The organism is Gordonia sp. NPDC003504 (assembly GCF_053587995.1).
In genome coordinates, this window is sequence record NZ_JBSFPC010000010.1 from 141,891 (window position 1) to 157,896 (window position 16,006).

Here is a 16,006-nt window from a genome sequence, read left to right on the forward strand (position 1 = left end):
GTCTGGCCGTCGGTCACCTCCGGTCGGGTCTGACCCATCACGCTATCAAGCCGCCGCCGGGGCGGCAGGACGCCGATTACGATCCGGGGTTGCTGCGCAGCGCCCGATAGCCGCCGTCGATGTAGTGGACATTGGTGTAGCCGAGGTCGGCGATCTGTTCGGCGATGCGAGGCGCCTGTGACGAGACCGACACCACGTTGATCTCGGTGTCGGGGTGACCGATCACCGGGAAGGTGCCCGACGGCGTGGGCGCGAGGCGCTCGCGGACATCGGTCGGCTCGACGACGACCGCTCCGGGCAGGCTCCCCTGATGCCGCACGACCTGCGGGCGCGCGTCGAGAACCACGGCATCGCCGCGGCGGGTGTGGGACATGGCTTCGGCTGCCGAGATGGGATCCACCACTGACACTGGGGACTCACTCCTGATGTTGCTGAGATGTTGTACGACGGGGGCGCGAACACGGTCGCCCGCGATCCCCCCGACAAAGGTTACGGAAAAATCTCGAAACGCCCAACATCGCCTCAACCCGGACACGCCGGAGCCACCGTCGCGGATCGCCGGGTCAGTGGGTCAGTTCCGCGGCCGTCCGGCGACGTGGCGCGAACCCCGCTTACCCCAGCCGTCCCCACGGGAGTTGTGACCGTCGCGCCCACGCTGCCCCTGACCTGTGCGTTTGTTGCCGCCCCGACCACGCGGGGGGCCCATGTCCTTGCGCAGATCGATCGGGTTCTTGCCGATCCGGGTGTTGCGCAGCAACTCCAGCGTCTCGCGATCGAGGTTGTCGGGCAGTTCCACCAGCGAGAAATCGTCGCGGATGCTGATGTTGCCGAAATCACCCCGGGTGAGTCCGCCCTCGTTCGCGATCGCGCCGACGATCGCGCCGGGCGACACCTTGTGTTTGCGGCCCACCGCGATGCGGTAGGTGGCGAATCCGCCGCCGCTTTTGCGTGGGGCGCGTTCGCGGCGTTCGGGCCGCTCTCCCGCGGGCGGGTCGGGTGCCATCAGAAAGCCGCCGTCGCGGGTCTCGAGCGCCAGCGCGGCGGCGATGTCGGCCATCGCCACGTCCTTGTCACGCGCGTAGTCCTCGACGAGTTTGCGGAACATGTCGAGGTTGTCCGAACCGAGGTTCTCAGTGATCGAGTCGGCGAAGCGAGCCACCCGCTGGGCGTTGACATCCTCGACCGACGGCAATCCGATCTCGGTGAGCGGTTGCCGGGTGGCCCGCTCGATCGCCCGCAGCAGGTGACGCTCCCGCGGCGAGACGAACAGCAACGCGTTGCCCGATCGGCCGGCGCGTCCGGTGCGGCCGATGCGGTGCACATAGGACTCGGTGTCGTGCGGGATGTCGTAGTTGACGACGTGGGAGATGCGCTCGACGTCGAGTCCGCGGGCGGCCACGTCGGTGGCGACCAGGATGTCGATCGTGCCGTCCTTGAGCTGATTGATGGTCCGCTCACGCTGCGCCTGCACCATGTCGCCGTTGATCGCCACGGCCGAGAAGCCACGTGCGCGCAACTTCTCGGCGAGTTCCTCGGTGCCCGATTTTGTGCGGACGAAGACGATCATCGCGTCGAAGGACTCGACCTCGAGGAAACGGGTCAGCGCGTCGAGTTTTCGCTGATGGGACACCTGCAGGTAGCGCTGGGTGATGTTCTGCGCCGTCGCCGTCTTGGCCTTGACGGTGATCTCCTGCGGATCGTGCAGGTACCGCTGGGCCAGCCGGCGGATCGCGCTGGGCATGGTGGCCGAGAAGAGCGCCACCTGCTTGTCGTCGGGAGTCTCGGCCAAGATGCGTTCGACGTCCTCGGCGAAGCCCATGGTGAGCATCTCGTCGGCCTCGTCGAGCACCAGGTACTCGAGTTGGGAGATGTCGAGGGTGCCCTTGTCGAGGTGATCGATGACACGGCCGGGGGTGCCGACGATCACCTGCGCGCCGCGCTTGAGCCCGGCGAGTTGCACGCCGTAGCTCTGGCCGCCGTAGATCGGCAGCACGCGGACGTCGGGCATGTGCGCCGAGTACTTTCCGAATGCCTCGGCGACCTGCAACGCGAGTTCGCGCGTCGGCGCCAGGACGAGTGCCTGGGGACGGCGCAGCGCCGGATCGATCCGCGAGAGGATCGGGATGGCGAATGCGGCCGTCTTGCCGGTGCCGGTCTGCGCGAGTCCGACGACGTCGCGGCCGGACATCAGCGGTGGAATGGTGGCCGCCTGAATCGGCGACGGGGTCTCATAGCCGACCTCGGCGATCGCGCTGCGAACGCGGTCGTCGATGTCGAGGTCGTCGAAGCTCATCGACGGCGAATCGGTGTCGGGCTGATCGGTCATTGTCTGCGTGTCCCGTTCATCGAGATAACTGTAATGCGCGCGACGGCCAGAGTCCTTATCTGCGGCGGTTTGGCCGTGGTGACATCGGTTTCTCCGACGTCGCGACGGTCGATCCGCACTGTGATCGGCGCCACCGGGTTGCTGATACCCTAGGTGCCACTTACCACTACGCAGCGGCCATGTGACTCGCACCGTCTGCCCGAAATGCCCGTATTCGATCACCCATATTCGACCACACCGTATTCACCCAGGAGCGTCATGCAGGAATACACCACCCCGTCCGACCTCGCCATCGACGACAAGGCCACGACGGTCGACGCGATCTTGCGCTACCGCGAACAGCGGCCCACCATGCCGCTGTTCAAGAAGCGCGCGTCCGGAACGTGGATCACGGTGACGGCCAAGCACTTCGCCGACGAGGTCGATGCCGTCGCGAAGGGACTCATCGCCTCGGGCGTGCAGGCCGGTGATCGGGTCGCGATCCTGTCGTCGACGCGCTACGAGTGGACGGTCCTGGACTACGCGATCTGGCGCGCGGGCGCGGTCACCGTCGCGATCTACGAGACCTCGGCCACCGATCAGGTCCAATACATCGTCGAGAACTCCGGCACCACCCTTCTGATCATCGAATCCGAGGCGCAGTTCACCAAGCATCAGGAGGTCATCCTCTCCCCCGATCCGCTGCGCGAGACCCTGGTGATCGACCGCCACGGACTGGCCGAGCTGAGCAAGCGGGGCGAAAAGCTCGGGGACGAGGTACTCGACGAGCGACACGCGAACCAGCTCTCCTCCGACGCCGCCACCCTGATCTACACCTCGGGCACCACCGGCCGGCCCAAGGGCGTCGTACTCACCCACGCCAACTTCCTGGCCGAGTGCGCCGCCACCCGCGACGCGGTGGGCGCCGGACTGGTCGAGGGCCGCTCCACCCTGCTGTTCCTGCCGCTGGCCCACGTCTTCGCACGCGTCGTGGCCGTCGGGTGTGTCGAGAACGGCGTGATCCTCGGCCACACCAACGACATCCCGAATCTGATCAACGACCTCGCGGTCTTCAAGCCCAACTACATCCTGTCGGTGCCGCGGGTGTTCGAGAAGGTCTTCAACTCGGCCAAGCAGAAGGCCTACGACGGCGGCAAGGGCGCCATCTTCGATCGGGCCACCGACACCGCCATCGCCTACAGCAAGGCCACCGAGAACGGTTCGGCCGGATTGATGTTGTCGTTGCAGCACAAGCTGTTCGACGTGCTGGTGTACAAGAAGTTGCGCGCCGCGCTGGGCGGCAACTGCGAGGGCGCCATCTCCGGCGGGGCCCCCCTCGGCGCCCGGCTCGGACATTTCTTCCGCGGCGTCGGCATCCCGGTGTACGAGGGTTATGGGCTCTCGGAGACGACCGCCGCGGTGACCGCCAACAACGAGGACCACCAGAAGGTCGGTTCGGTCGGACGGCCGGTGCCCGGCGTCAGCGTCGCCATCGCCGAGGACGGCGAGGTGCTGCTCAAGGGTCCGGTGGTGTTCACCGGCTACTGGCACAACGCCCAGGCCACCGCGGACGCGATCCGAGACGGCTGGTTTCACACCGGCGACATCGGACATCTCGACGACGGGTTCCTGTTCATCACCGGCCGCAAGAAGGAGATCATCGTCACCGCCGGCGGCAAGAACGTCTCCCCCGCCCAGCTCGAGGACGCGATCCGCGCCCATCCGCTGGTCAGCCAGTGCCTCGTGGTCGGCGACAATATGCCGTTCATCGGCGCACTCATCACCATCGACACGGAGGCGGCCCCGGGGTGGCTCGAGCGCCACCACCTGCCCGCCGACACTCCGATGACCGACCTCATCAAGAACGAGGCGCTGCGCGCCGAGATCGACGCGGCCGTCGCGGAGGCGAATTCGAAGGTGTCCAAGGCCGAGGCCATCAAGAAGTTCGACATCCTCGAGTCCGATTTCACCATCGAATCCGGCGAGCTCACGCCGACGATGAAGCTCAAGCGCAACGTCATCAGCGACACCTACAAGCAGGCGATCGCCGACCTGTACACCTGATCAACGGTCACCTGCGTCTTTCGATGGCGGGGTGAGACTCCTGTTACTCAAGTGACAAATGTGACGATTGGGACTCGACGGCGCGTCGTGGCCCTGGGGGCGACGGCCCGGCCATAGTCTCTGGGCGATGAACCGGGACCTCGCCATCGACGTGACGCGCGGCCTGGCGATCTGGAGCATGATCACCGCCCACTTCGCCGACGGCGCCAAGATCGCCATGCCTACCCATGCCTTCCCCTACGTGGACGGCATGAGTGTGTTCGTCCTGGTGTCCGGGTTCATCCTCGGGCTGGTCCATCACGGCTGGATCGACGCACACGGCATGCGGTACGCCTTCGGCAAGCTCGCCGCCCGCCTCGCGGTCCTCTACGTCTGCCAGCTCACCATTGCATTGGTGGCGGTGGCCGCGGGGATGGCCGGCTACTTCCGGCTCACCTGGCTGCTGCCGGTGGACGGGTGGGCCGAGGGTATCTGGGCCTCGGTCACGATGGCGTACCTGCCGAGCGGCGGGAACATCCTGCTGATGTACATGGTCTTGATGGCCTCGGCCTTCGCCATCCTGCCGATGCTGGCGCGCGGGTGGTGGGCGGCGGTCGTCGCCGCGTCGATCGGACTGTACATACTCGCCCAGACCAATCCGCCGGACTGGTTCTATCTCACCGCCGACATGACCGCGCCCCGGATCCAGAACTGGGCGGCCTGGCAGGTTCTGTTCGTGCCCGCCCTTGCGATCGGGTGGAATTGGCGGCGGTGGCACCTCGCGACCAGGATCGAACGGCACCTGCCACTGCTGGTCCTGGTGGCCGCCATTGTGGCCGCGGCAATGGGTTTCCTGGTGATCGACGGCCCCCTCGCCGCCTTCGAGCCGGCGCTGGGCGACAAGCTCGACCTGGGCGTGGCGCGAGTCGTCGGCGCCTGGGTCGTCGTCCCTGTCGTCTATGGCGTCTTCCGTGTCTTCCTCGCCCAGTGGCATCGCGACTGGCTGCGACCGTTGATGTTGTCGGGTGCCCGGAGTCTGGACTCTTATGTCATCCAGTCGTTGGGCCTGGTCGTCGTGCCGATCATGATCCTGGATCGGCCGTGGTCGACGTGGTCGATGACGGCGATCGCCGTCGGAGTGTTCGGAGCATGCTGGGCGTGGGCGGAGTTCCGGCGTGCCTGCCACGTCGACAAGCTGCATCATCTGCCGGCGATTCTCGCGGCGCCGATCACCGCGGCCATCGCGCGGAGGATGCCCGCACCGGCCGTGCGGCCCGTCGGTGTCGCCTCCGCCACACACTCGTCGGTTCGCCGCTCGGTCTCCGCCGGATCACCGTCATGAGCGGCAATCGCGACGAGGTGATCGCCACCGCCGGTGACATGACGACCGCCGTCCACGCCGGCAACGACACCCGAGGCGCCGCGATCCGCACACCGATCACCATGGCCAACTCCTATCACCTGCCCCCGAATCCGGAGGCGGTCGACTGGTCGGGCACCGATGACCTGCTCTACACCCGCAACTCGGGCGCCAATCAGCTTGCCCTGCAACGAAAACTGGCGGTCCTCGACCACGGCGAGGACGCCGTGGCCCTCGCCTCGGGTGTCGCGGCGCTGCATGCGGCATTCTTCACCTTCGTCGCCGCCGGCGACCACGTCGTGGTGTCCGACACCACCTACGAGGCGACGTGGAAGCTGTGGACCGAACTGCTCCCCCGCAAGTACGGGATCGAGGCGAGCTTCGTCGACATCACCGATCTCGACGCGGTGGCCGCGGCGATGCGGCCGAAGACCCGGATGGTGATCACCGAGGCCATCGCCAATCCGACGACCAAGGTCGCCGACATCTCCGCCCTCGCAACGCTCACCCATGACGCCGGCGCCGTCCTGCTGGTCGATTCGACCTTCACCCCACCGCCGCTGTATCGCCCGCTCGACGACGGCGCCGACCTGGTGGTGCATTCGTTGACCAAGTACATCAACGGGCACGGAGATGCCATGGGCGGAGCCGTGATCGGCGATGCCGAGCGCATCGGGCAGATCAAATGCGAGGCGATGGTCGATGTCGGCGGGGTCATCTCCCCGTTCAACGCCTGGCTCATCGAGCGCGGCTCGATCACGTTGCCGCTACGGCTCGGCCAGCATCAGCGCACCGCCGAGCGCGTCGCCGCGGTCCTCGCGGGTGATCCCCGGGTGGCCTTCGTCGCCTACCCCGGCCTCACGTCGCACCCGCAGCACGAGCTCGCCGCACGCCAGTTCGGTGGCCGCGGATTCGGCGCGATGATGGCGTTCGCGGTCGACGGCGATCCGGCCACCCAGAACCGCTTCGTCTCCCACCTCCGGGTGATCACCTCGGCGGTCTCCCTGGGCCACGACGAGTCGCTCATCGTTCACGTCGGCACCGACGGCCCACGGGTGGCCGCCTATCCGGAGCCGTTCCGCACGTTCGGACATCTGCGGTTCTCGGTCGGACTCGAGGACGCCGACGATCTGATCGCCGATCTCATCGGCGCCCTCGACGCCACCTTCGGGTGAGCGCGCGCGTCAGTGGGTGACAGGTCAGTGGGTGACCCAGGCGCGGGCGATGTCCAGACGCTGCCATCCCCCGGTCGGCCCGGACTTGTCCAGCGGATATCCTGCCGGAAGTGCGGTGCGGGCCAGGATGTTTCGGAGCTGGGAGGCACTCAGCCCGGGATGTGCGGCACGAATGAGGTTCTCCGCCCCGGTCGGCACGGTGAGCGCGGATGCGGTGTCACCGGTCGGCAGGAACGAGTAGCTCGCCCGCTGCCGGTAGTCGGCCAGCGCCGTCGCCGTCGGCTCCCACGGCTGTTGACAGGCCGCGACGGAGCCGATCGGTGCGCCCACCCGGGCCTGCAGCACGCCACGCAGTTCGGTGCGGGCGGCGGCGAACAGGGCGGCGAATCCGGGATCGCCGAGCAGTTCTGAGGCGGTGGCCTGGGCCAGCATCCGGCCACCCATCACGTCGAGCGGGTAGTGCACGCCGAGGACGATGCGGTGATAGCCGTACTCCGCGCCGCGGGCCAGGATCTGCGGACCGATCTCCGGCAGCATCGAGGCGATCAGGAATGCCTGGGTGTACCCCCAAGTAGTGTGTCCGGACGGATACGAGCCGCTGCCCTTGACCGCGGCGTACAGGTCCGGGCGACCGTCGCCGTATCGTCGAATGAGTTGGGGCGCAACCTCGAACGGGCGTGGATACTGGAAGTACTTCTTCTCCTTGGTGGTGCTGATGCGTTCCCCGGCGATCGACTCCTCGCCCAGGAGCAGTTCGGAGGTCTTGGGCAACTGTCCGGCCCGCAGCGCCGCCGAGAAGGCCGGCGCCAGCTGCGATCCGAGGGCGTTGAATATGGCCGGACCCTCGATCGCGTAGTTGTCGTCGACGGCATACCGCGCGGTCGCGGGCGAGGCGGTGGTGTTGACGGCCACCGTCTCCGCGAGGTTCTGTTGCCGGACCAGCGGCGACGTGCGCGAGAACCCGTCGAGGATGGCGATGTGATTGGCCGGTGCCGCGGTGGTGAACGGGTCGGACTTCTGTGCCGCGGTGAATCCCGTCGACGCCGGTACGGCCGTCGAGGTGAACGTACATGCCGGAGCGGCGGCGGCCGGGGCGTGCGTCGCCACCGTCGGCGCCATCAATGCCACCGCCGCCACCGCCGCAGCCATGATCTTTGTCCACTTCGGACGCACCATGATTCCTCCGATCGACCCGTCGTACCGCTGTCGCACTCACCTCACGAAGCGCGATGGATCACTCGGCATCAGGCGGTCGCACACGAGGTGAACACTGGGTGACCATTGCCTCCGAAAACGACATTCCGCCCAGAATGCCGGCCGGCGGATCAGCGTGTCTCGAACAGGATTCCGCGGCCGATCGCCTCGCGGATCACCGGGATGGCCGCCTGCGCCAGCGCGTCGGCGTCGACGTCGTGGACGCCGGCGAGCAGATCGATCAGCGTGCCGAGGGGGACCTGCCCGCGGCATCCGGCCAACAGTGCACGGGACACCTCGTCGACGCCGAGAACGGCGCCGGGCCCGCCGGGTCGCCGCACCGATGACCCGATCTCCTGCCAGCCGCCGTCGCCGGGTAGTGACTGCGATTCGAGGAAGACCGGCGCGGTCCGCAACCGCGCAGCCAGCAGATGCGCGTCGTCGTGTCCGAGTAGGTAATCGCGCCGGTCGAGGAAGGCGCGTGCCTCCTCGCCGGTCACCTCCTCACCCGCCCCGGTGATCTCCTCGATGGTGTGGTCCGGAATGCGACGGCCGTTGCGGCGCACGGTGATCACACCCATCCCGATCCCGGTGATCTGCTCCTCGGCGAACCAGTCCAGCCAGCCCGACCCGCGGCGGGCGATCTGCTCCGGGTCTTCGCCGGCATCGGAGAGCCACAGCGAGATGTAACTGATCGGATCGGCGAGTTCGCGTTGCACCACCCAGGCGTCGAGTCCGGTTCCGTCAAGCCAGCCCACGATCCGGTCGCGCCAGTCCTCGCCGTCACGCACGATCCAGTTGGCGAGCAGCTGCGCCGTGCCACCGTCGGTCAGATGATCCGGGAGTTGCCGAATTATGTTGGCGCACATCATATCTCCGGCCATCCCCGAATCCCGGTAGATGTAGTCCTGCCCACCGGCCCCGACGACGAACGGCGGGTTGGACACGACCAGGTCGAACCGCTCGTCGGCCACCGGCTCGAAGAGGCTGCCGGCTCGCAGGTCCCAATCCATTCCGTTGATCCGCGCGGTCGCCGCGGCCAGGGCGAGCGCCCGCGGGTTGGTGTCGGTGGCCACGATCGACTCGCAGTGCGCGTCCAGATGCAGTGCCTGGATCCCGCACCCGGTGCCGAGATCGAGCGCACTCTCGACCGGGTCACGGATCACCGCGCGCACCAACGAGATCGACGCACCACCGATCCCCAGAACGTGGTCGTGGGCCACGGGACCGGACCGCACGGCCGCGTCCTGGTCGGATACGACCAGGTAGTCCCGGACGTCATCGGCGTGCGGCCGGATATCCAGGACCGCACGCAGGCGGCCGTCGGCAACTCGCTCGATCACGCCCGCGTCGATGAGGACGTCGACGCCGGTCGTCGGAAATGCCTGCGTGACGGCGGTTTCCGGCTCATCCGAGCCCAGGAGAAACACTCGGACCAGAGTGGCGAGCGACGGAGAAGCAGTATCGGCGCCGGTGGCGCGGAGCGCGGGCCACCAGACCCCGCGACCCAATGCCTCATTCGCCTCTACGCCCAGTAACTCCGACACCCCGTCGGCGGTGTACCCCGCAGCGCACAGGTCGGAACCCAAGGAATCGACGACGGATGTCGACTGCAGCGGAAGATCGCTCATCAGCCGACCCGCCGGTACTTCTTGTGCATTGCCTGCTTGGACACACCGAGCACCACGCCGATCTCCGCCCAGGACAGACCCGCCGTCCGAGCCCGCCGGACCGCGACCTCCTCGTCACGTGCGAGCTGCCGGCGACGGTCGGCAACCTCAGCCAACGCCGACACCGGATTGTCGGGGTCGCCGGAGTCCCCGGTGCCGATTCCTGTGTGCATGCCCCCATCGTGCACGTCGCAGCCATCATCGTCAACCAACGTTGACGTTCGGTGTTACCGGATGTGATGGTGATCCTGCTCACGATCCTTTCGTTCAGGCAAGGTTATGCTAACTTTTCCTCAAATTCTGACCGTCGTGAGGTTGCGTGGCGACGGTGTCGTGGTGCGCGTGGACGGCTCGTCCGTGTCCTCCCAGCGCACCGGGGAGGCTGAGGAGTGCAGGTGGCAGTGGTGGGTTCGATGCGGGGTCAGCGGTCGGGGCGGGGCAAGACGTGGTTTGTCCGGGTGTCCGCGGTTGCCACGTTGACGGCGTTCTCGGCCAGCGCTTTCACGTCGAACGGGTCGGCCGCCGTCCTGAGCCCGGCCCTCGCCCCGGTCCCGACACCGGTCGCCAAGCAGACCGCACCGCCGAGGACGCCGGCCACCAAGCCGGCCGAGACCTTCCAGGAGCGCATCGACCGGATCGCGGCGAGCCCGCGGTCGCTGCTGCGGCCGCTGGATGAGAACCGCGGTCAGGCCACCGTGTGCGTGAGCGGCGAGTTCACCACGATGTCGGTGGTCTACGATTCCCTCTTCGAGTCACTTCTCCCCTCGTTGCCGCCGCAGTTGCGGGCCAACGCCTACGCCGCTCGCGATGCCGCACATCGGGATATGAAGCGGCTCAACGTCTCCACCCTGGCCATCTCCGACAACCCGATGGCACTCGGCGCCGACACCGACGATCCATCGCTGAAGTACCGCGGACCGATCTCGCAGTGGATGGTCATGCAGCTGTTGAAGATCAAGGACGGCCAGGAGGGTGAGGCCATTCCGGTCGGCAACATCACTCTCGCGCAGGCGGTCGAGACGGCGTGGCTGTACCTGTTCGCGACGGTGATCGCGCCGACGAAGTTCGCGCTGCAGTTGACGCCGTTCCTGGGCAGTCCCCTCGAAGGCACGTCGCTCGCGAGCTTCCAGGGCTACTTGACCTACAACACGATCCTGCAGATCGCGGTCCAGGGTGGGGCGCTCGGTGCGCAGTACACCTATCAGGCCGTCTCGAACATGGTGATGAACCAGTGCGTGGCTCGGGTGACCGAGGACCAGCGAGCCGAGGCGGGCCGCCCGAGCGAGGACGTCACCTACGACATCGACATTCCCGCGGTTATTCGAAGCGTGGCCAATCAGCTCTCGCTGGCCGACAACGAGACCTGTGACGCCGTGGGTAACGTCCCGCTGAGCCGCATCGTGACCCGCACCCGCGACTACGTGCAGAGCACCGCGACCACCGACGCGCAGAGGACGCAGGTCGCACGCGAAACCGATGCGATCCTGGCGCGGATGAAGACAACTCGGATTCCGCACAATCTGATTCCTGCCGATCCCGCGGATTTCACGCAGCTCGAGGGCGCCGCCTCGCTGTTGGGCAGCCTGGTCCCGTACGTCGGCGGTGCGCCGCTCGACATCGTCATCGGCCTCAAGCACAACCTCGATCAGGGGGACAACCCGCTGGAGACGGTTAGCGTCGCCGACCTCACCGTCACCAAGTCGCTCACGGCCGCGTACTACTCGTACTACCTGTCGCTGTACCTGTTCACCACGGTCGGCGGTCTCGCCGAAGGTGAGATCTTCGGCAGTCCGACCGTCGGTTTCCTCTCCCCGACTCGTGCCATCGGTGCCGTCGCCGCACTTCCCCTCACCTATGGACTTGTCAACTTCCACAACGTGATTCGCTCGATGTGCTTCACCGAAGACGACACCACCGGCACGGGGCGTGGCGCGCAGCTCAACCGCGACAACGCCACCCTTCCGTCGGCGAGCACGACGACGCCGACCGCCCCTCCGCGCGCGGGCTCCCGTGCGAGCACGCCGTCGAGTACTCGGCCGTCGGGCACGCCGAACCGCGGCGCGGCGTCGACCACGACCACCCGGCAGCCGATACCCGGTCTGCCGATTCAAATTCCGGGAATCGGCTAATCACACCCTGAACCGGCCGCGGTTGCGGCCTCACCCTCAGAAGGGTGGTGGTGCGCCGTCGTCGGACACGACGGGGTATCGCTTCTCGCGTCGTTTCGGGCGTGGCGGGGTAAGTGGGGCGACACCGTCGGCGATGCGGGCGCGGTTGCGTTCGCGTTCGCGGCGTCGCCGTTCATATTTGGCGGCGAGCCGATCCCGCTTACTGGTCGGGATCACGCCCGGTTCCCGGGGTGTCGGTGGCGCCGCGGGTGGGTCGGCGAACCGGTAGCGGCGTAGCCCGCCGAAGAAGTCTTCGAGGGTTTCCGCCGGCCCCGGAATGTTGAGTCCTTCCGGGGTGGTGAAAATCGTGACCAGTCGGCCGTTCTCGTCGCGGTACTGGTCATCGAGCCACCGGGAGTGCGTTTTCTGCAGATGATGCCCACGGCACTTCGCGTTCAGCCCGTCGGGGGTGGTCTGCCCACCGCGGTCGGGGTGCTCGTGGTCGTACTCGTGTACGTGATCGCAGTCGCCGTCGGAGGCACTATCCCGGCAGGTGGGGATGACGCATTCGCCGTGGCGGATGCGGATGAATGTGTCCAATGCCGTCGACAGTCGGTACGGATCTGACGGCAACGCCGACGGGAGTTCGACGTCCTCGGGATCGACGCCCTTGGGCACCAGTCGTCGGATCGTGGTCGGGTATCGGCTGATCAGATCGAGGAACTGTTCGGGGATGACCGCGCCCTGCCCGACGAGGTAGCCGAGGTTGCCGCCGAGAGGCGTGTCGTCGGCCGAAACTGTTTCGGCAGAGCCTGATTCGGTGTCGGTGGGTGCGGTGTCCGCGCCGGTGGCCGCCGTTTCCTGTGCTCGGCGTTCCGCGTTCACCAACCACTCGATGGCGTCCTCGCTGGAGCGCGCGGTATCGCGGCGCAACCGCTGAATGAACTTCTGAGCGCCGGACAAGGGCGACTCACCGCATGAGTCGCCGCCGGTGTCGACGACGGCCGCATCGGGAGTGCCCTCGCCGTCAGAAGCGTTCACCTCAGGACTCTCCATACGCGACGACATCCGCGCCACGCCCACGTCGGCGTCCGACTCGGGCTCGGGCTCGGTGCGAGACTCGGGTTCTGGTGCCTGTTCCACGTCTGCAGTGTCCGCGTCAGAGGGACCGCTCTCGTCGAGTAGCGACATCTGTGCCGCACCCGCGTCGGCCTCCACGACCGGCTCAGGTGTGGGCATCGACTCGGGTTCCGGTTCCGGACGCCGTGACTGGACCACGGATTCGGTTGCACTGCTATCGGATTCGCTGTCGGCGGCCGCAGACTGCTCCTGCTCGTGCTGTTCTTGTTGTCGTTGGCGTTCCTCGATCGCCGCAGCGGTGGTCTCATCGGCAATGACGTGCAACACGATCTGCACATCCGGAATACAGCCCGGCTCCGGGATCACCGCGGAACAGTCCTCACGCCCGCACTCACACGCGAACTGCGTCCCCGACAACAACGAGTACATGGCATCGGCCTGACGTTGCCGCCGCGTCCGCGGATCCTTCCGGCAGGCACAATCGGCCAGGGCGGCGATCGTCTTCTCCGCGATCGTGATGTTCTCCGCGGACATGGTCCCGGTGATCTCCCCGGTCCCGTCGCCCTCGAAATGAGTGAACACAGCCCGCTTGTCCAGGTTCCGCTTCCGCGGTTCCCGCACCGCGTCCGGTGCGTGCTGGAAGACGATCTTGTCGACCATGTCCCGCAAACTCGTCGCCGGCCACTGCCCCTGGCGGCTGAACAACCGCTCGGCGATCGCCGCGTCCACCAGGGCGGTGTTCGGATGCAAGGCCGGTCCCGGATCGAGCAGGTTGGTGCGATCGATCAGGGTCCGGAACTGACTGTGGCTGATCCGGCCTTCGAGTAATGCCCGCCCCGTCTTGGGCAGGCGGGTGGCCATCACGATCGCCTCATCCAGCATCCGCCGGGTGGTCACCATCGCCAGATTCCGGGTCCGGGAGATGTGTTCGGCCGCGATCTGCGCGTACTCCGCCGACTCATCCAACGGCCGATCGGTCAGACACCTCACCACATAGGCGGTGAAGTAGGAGTCCAGCCACGCCATATAGGAGCGGCAGCGGTCCAGTTCGGTCATCGCCACCAGTACTTCGTTGATCGAATGCTGATCCAGCCGATCCGGATCCACCCCGAACAGAAACTCCGGCGGCAACCCCGGCCACGGCGACGGCCCCTGCTTCAGCAACGCATCGCGCACATCCCCACGAATCCGCGCGCTCCACGGAATGGTGCTCACCCTCGCCCCCTCGAACAAGATGACCGTCGAAGCTCTCTTCGATCTGACCATCATTGTAGAGACGGGCACCGACAAAACCGTTCGCTCGCAGGGCGGGCGACCATCGGTCACTCTAGGCTCGACTGCCATGGCGCAGAATGTGAAGCTCGTCCTGACCGGAGGCCGCGATCACGAGTACGAGTCCGCGGACCTGACCATCGAGAACGGCGGGGTGCTCAAAGTGGTCGAACCGAACGGGTACACGACCTACTACGCGGCGGGCGAATGGCGCGTCGTCGGGCACACCAGCCTCACCTGAGGCGACGGAGCCGCGTCGCCTCACGTGAGGCTGACGTCGATTCCTTTCCCGGATTCGCGACATCGGATTATCCATGTGTTAACGTGCATCACGTGGCAAGGGTGAAGGTGACCTCGTTCGTCGACGACCTCGATGGCAAACCCCTCGGTGTCGACGATGCACGCAGTGTGATGTGGTCCTGGGCGGGCGTCGTCTACCGGCTCGATACCTCGAAGGTGAACCTCGCGAAGATCGAGGACGGACGGGTCCCGCTCGCCAAACTGCTCGCCGTCTCCACCCGCGTCGGGGGTCGACGTCACCCCACCGCGACACGCATCGATCCGCCCACCCGACGCCAATCCACCACGCCGGACCCGGCGCAGGTCCGGGAGTGGGCCACTGCGAACGGATACTCCGTCTCCGCCCGGGGTCGCCTACCTCGCAACGTCGTCGACGCGTACGACGCGGCGCACTGAGACCAACGCCGAGGTTCCTCGCCATAGGGGTCACCGACCGAGGTGAATGCTGGTGCGCGAGGGGGGACTTGAACCCCCACGTCCGTAGACACTGGAACCTAAATCCAGCGCGTCTGCCAATTCCGCCACTCGCGCGTGCTGCGAGCACAGCCTACCGTCTGCACTTCCCGCGAACCGCATCAGCCCGAGCGTCGGCGTCACCGTTGACGCAGATCACCCCGACCGCCCGGCAGAGCATCGGCGCAGGCCAGGTACCGTCGTAGGTATGTCTACGCAGTCCGGCCGTCGTCGTCACCGCCCCGCACTCCTGGTGCTCGCGGTCGCCGCGGCAATCGCCTGCCTGGGTTTGGCCTGGTGGCAGTGGGACACCTACGAGTCCGGCGGTGGCACTGAACAGAATCTCGGATACGCGCTGCAGTGGCCGGCCTTCGGGTTCGCCTTCGTCTGGGCGTACCGCCGCTTCGTGGTCCTCGAGAGCGATCCGGACGAGGCGCAGAAGATTGCCGAGAACAAGGCCGCGACCGAGATCCCCGAGGGCATCCTGCCCGAGCGTCCGACGATCCCCAGTGCGTCGACCCTGCAGCGCGACCGGGCCGACGACGACGATCCGTCGCTGCGCGAGTACAACCAATACCTGGCCGAACTCAACGCCGCCGACCACGCCCACGCCGCCCTGCGCGAGACCGTGCCGCCGGCCGATACCGACACATCCGAGAAGTGAGGATCCCATTTCAGTGAGCGACAAATCCGCGACCGACGTCGCACCAGCGGCCGCACCGATCGAGAAGGTCAAGGGAGCGCTCCTGCGGTACCGCATTCTCGCCTGGATCACCGGTCTGTGGTTGCTGCTACTCGTCGCAGAACTGATCCTCAAGTACGGATTCGACGTCGCCGCCCTCGACTTCGTCCCGATCGTGCACGGGTGGGTGTACTTCGTCTATCTCATCCTGGCGGTGGACCTGGCCATCAAGGTGCGCTGGCCGCTGGGCAAGATCCTGGTGACCGCCATCGCCGGCACCATCCCGTTCCTGTCCTTCTACGTCGAACACATCCGGACCAAGGAAGTGAAGGCGCAGTACGGGATAGGCGGCGAGACGCTGTAG

14 protein-coding genes and 1 tRNA gene are annotated in these 16,006 nt (G+C 66.8%); 8 read left to right on the top strand and 7 right to left on the bottom strand.

Annotated features, from left to right (window positions below; all coding sequences use genetic code 11):
• Positions 1-76: 76 nt before the first annotated feature.
• Both ACWDPV_RS18215 and ACWDPV_RS18220 read right to left on the bottom strand, forming a co-directional pair.
• Complete coding sequence (locus ACWDPV_RS18215; protein WP_348803282.1) at positions 77-409, bottom strand: rhodanese-like domain-containing protein; 333 nt, start codon at positions 407-409, stop codon at positions 77-79.
• Positions 410-571: 162 nt separating this feature from the next.
• Positions 572-2,326 carry a DEAD/DEAH box helicase gene (locus ACWDPV_RS18220; protein ID WP_449744099.1) on the bottom strand — a complete coding sequence of 585 codons (1,755 nt, stop codon included), beginning with the start codon at positions 2,324-2,326 and terminating at the stop codon, positions 572-574.
• A 258-nt stretch (positions 2,327-2,584) separates the two neighbouring features.
• On the opposite strand from ACWDPV_RS18220, the gene ACWDPV_RS18225 reads away from it, so the two are divergent.
• From ACWDPV_RS18225 to ACWDPV_RS18235, 3 genes are all read left to right on the top strand, one after another.
• On the top strand, positions 2,585-4,369 hold the full coding sequence (locus ACWDPV_RS18225; RefSeq protein ID WP_449744100.1) for an AMP-dependent synthetase/ligase: 1,785 nt from the start codon (positions 2,585-2,587) through the stop codon (positions 4,367-4,369).
• Positions 4,370-4,496: 127 nt separating this feature from the next.
• Complete coding sequence (gene opgC, locus ACWDPV_RS18230; protein ID WP_449744101.1) at positions 4,497-5,690, top strand: OpgC domain-containing protein; 1,194 nt, start codon at positions 4,497-4,499, stop codon at positions 5,688-5,690.
• The gene (locus ACWDPV_RS18235; protein ID WP_449744102.1) at positions 5,687-6,883 is read left to right on the top strand and encodes a trans-sulfuration enzyme family protein; all 1,197 of its coding nucleotides are present in this window, start codon (positions 5,687-5,689) and stop codon (positions 6,881-6,883) included. The genes opgC and ACWDPV_RS18235 overlap by 4 nt, the downstream gene beginning before the upstream one ends.
• A 24-nt stretch (positions 6,884-6,907) precedes the next feature.
• Here the strand turns inward: ACWDPV_RS18235 and ACWDPV_RS18240 are convergent, their stop codons facing one another.
• The 3 genes from ACWDPV_RS18240 to ACWDPV_RS18250 form a co-directional block, all read right to left on the bottom strand.
• Positions 6,908-8,059, bottom strand: a complete 1,152-nt coding sequence (locus ACWDPV_RS18240; RefSeq protein ID WP_449744103.1) for an acid phosphatase — start codon at positions 8,057-8,059, stop codon at positions 6,908-6,910.
• Positions 8,060-8,208: 149 nt separating this feature from the next.
• On the bottom strand, positions 8,209-9,708 hold the full coding sequence (locus ACWDPV_RS18245; protein ID WP_449744104.1) for a DUF7782 domain-containing protein: 1,500 nt from the start codon (positions 9,706-9,708) through the stop codon (positions 8,209-8,211).
• On the bottom strand, positions 9,708-9,920 hold the full coding sequence (locus ACWDPV_RS18250) for a hypothetical protein (RefSeq protein WP_449744105.1): 213 nt from the start codon (positions 9,918-9,920) through the stop codon (positions 9,708-9,710). The genes ACWDPV_RS18245 and ACWDPV_RS18250 overlap by 1 nt, the downstream gene beginning before the upstream one ends.
• A gap of 222 nt (positions 9,921-10,142) precedes the next feature.
• On the opposite strand from ACWDPV_RS18250, the gene ACWDPV_RS18255 reads away from it, so the two are divergent.
• Positions 10,143-11,876: a hypothetical protein gene (locus ACWDPV_RS18255; RefSeq protein ID WP_449744106.1), complete on the top strand. Its 1,734-nt coding sequence runs from the start codon at positions 10,143-10,145 to the stop codon at positions 11,874-11,876.
• A 36-nt stretch (positions 11,877-11,912) separates the two neighbouring features.
• On the opposite strand, the gene ACWDPV_RS18260 is transcribed toward ACWDPV_RS18255, so the two are convergent.
• On the bottom strand, positions 11,913-14,150 hold the full coding sequence (locus ACWDPV_RS18260; protein WP_449744107.1) for a DUF222 domain-containing protein: 2,238 nt from the start codon (positions 14,148-14,150) through the stop codon (positions 11,913-11,915).
• Between ACWDPV_RS18260 and ACWDPV_RS18265 the strand changes: the two genes are divergently transcribed.
• Together ACWDPV_RS18265 and ACWDPV_RS18270 are read left to right on the top strand one after the other, a co-directional pair.
• Positions 14,140-14,448, top strand: a complete 309-nt coding sequence (locus tag ACWDPV_RS18265) for a hypothetical protein (RefSeq protein WP_449744108.1) — start codon at positions 14,140-14,142, stop codon at positions 14,446-14,448. The genes ACWDPV_RS18260 and ACWDPV_RS18265 overlap by 11 nt on opposite strands.
• Positions 14,449-14,540: 92 nt before the next feature.
• Positions 14,541-14,903 carry a histone-like nucleoid-structuring protein Lsr2 gene (locus ACWDPV_RS18270; protein WP_348803268.1) on the top strand — a complete coding sequence of 121 codons (363 nt, stop codon included), beginning with the start codon at positions 14,541-14,543 and terminating at the stop codon, positions 14,901-14,903.
• A 50-nt stretch (positions 14,904-14,953) separates the two neighbouring features.
• On the opposite strand, the gene ACWDPV_RS18275 is transcribed toward ACWDPV_RS18270, so the two are convergent.
• Positions 14,954-15,038, bottom strand: a tRNA-Leu gene (locus tag ACWDPV_RS18275).
• A gap of 130 nt (positions 15,039-15,168) precedes the next feature.
• Between ACWDPV_RS18275 and ACWDPV_RS18280 the strand changes: the two genes are divergently transcribed.
• Together ACWDPV_RS18280 and ACWDPV_RS18285 are read left to right on the top strand one after the other, a co-directional pair.
• A complete protein-coding gene (locus ACWDPV_RS18280) occupies positions 15,169-15,624 on the top strand; it encodes a transcriptional regulator (protein WP_348803267.1) in 456 nt (151 codons plus the stop codon).
• A gap of 13 nt (positions 15,625-15,637) precedes the next feature.
• Positions 15,638-16,006, top strand: coding sequence for a DUF3817 domain-containing protein (locus tag ACWDPV_RS18285; RefSeq protein WP_348803265.1), 369 nt, complete (start codon positions 15,638-15,640; stop codon positions 16,004-16,006).

Excerpts from the sequence above, each read along its gene's own strand:
- ACWDPV_RS18220 (WP_449744099.1), bottom strand. The coding sequence starts at position 2,326 with ATGACCGATCAGCCCGACACCGATTCGCCGTCGATGAGCTTCGACGAC.
- ACWDPV_RS18225 (WP_449744100.1), top strand. The coding sequence starts at position 2,585 with ATGCAGGAATACACCACCCCGTCCGACCTCGCCATCGACGACAAGGCC.
- opgC (WP_449744101.1), top strand. The coding sequence starts at position 4,497 with ATGAACCGGGACCTCGCCATCGACGTGACGCGCGGCCTGGCGATCTGG.
- ACWDPV_RS18235 (WP_449744102.1), top strand. The coding sequence starts at position 5,687 with ATGAGCGGCAATCGCGACGAGGTGATCGCCACCGCCGGTGACATGACG.
- ACWDPV_RS18240 (WP_449744103.1), bottom strand. The coding sequence starts at position 8,059 with ATGGTGCGTCCGAAGTGGACAAAGATCATGGCTGCGGCGGTGGCGGCG.
- ACWDPV_RS18245 (WP_449744104.1), bottom strand. The coding sequence starts at position 9,708 with ATGAGCGATCTTCCGCTGCAGTCGACATCCGTCGTCGATTCCTTGGGT.
- ACWDPV_RS18250 (WP_449744105.1), bottom strand. The coding sequence starts at position 9,920 with ATGCACACAGGAATCGGCACCGGGGACTCCGGCGACCCCGACAATCCG.
- ACWDPV_RS18265 (WP_449744108.1), top strand. The coding sequence starts at position 14,140 with ATGGTGCTCACCCTCGCCCCCTCGAACAAGATGACCGTCGAAGCTCTC.
- ACWDPV_RS18280 (WP_348803267.1), top strand. The coding sequence starts at position 15,169 with ATGTCTACGCAGTCCGGCCGTCGTCGTCACCGCCCCGCACTCCTGGTG.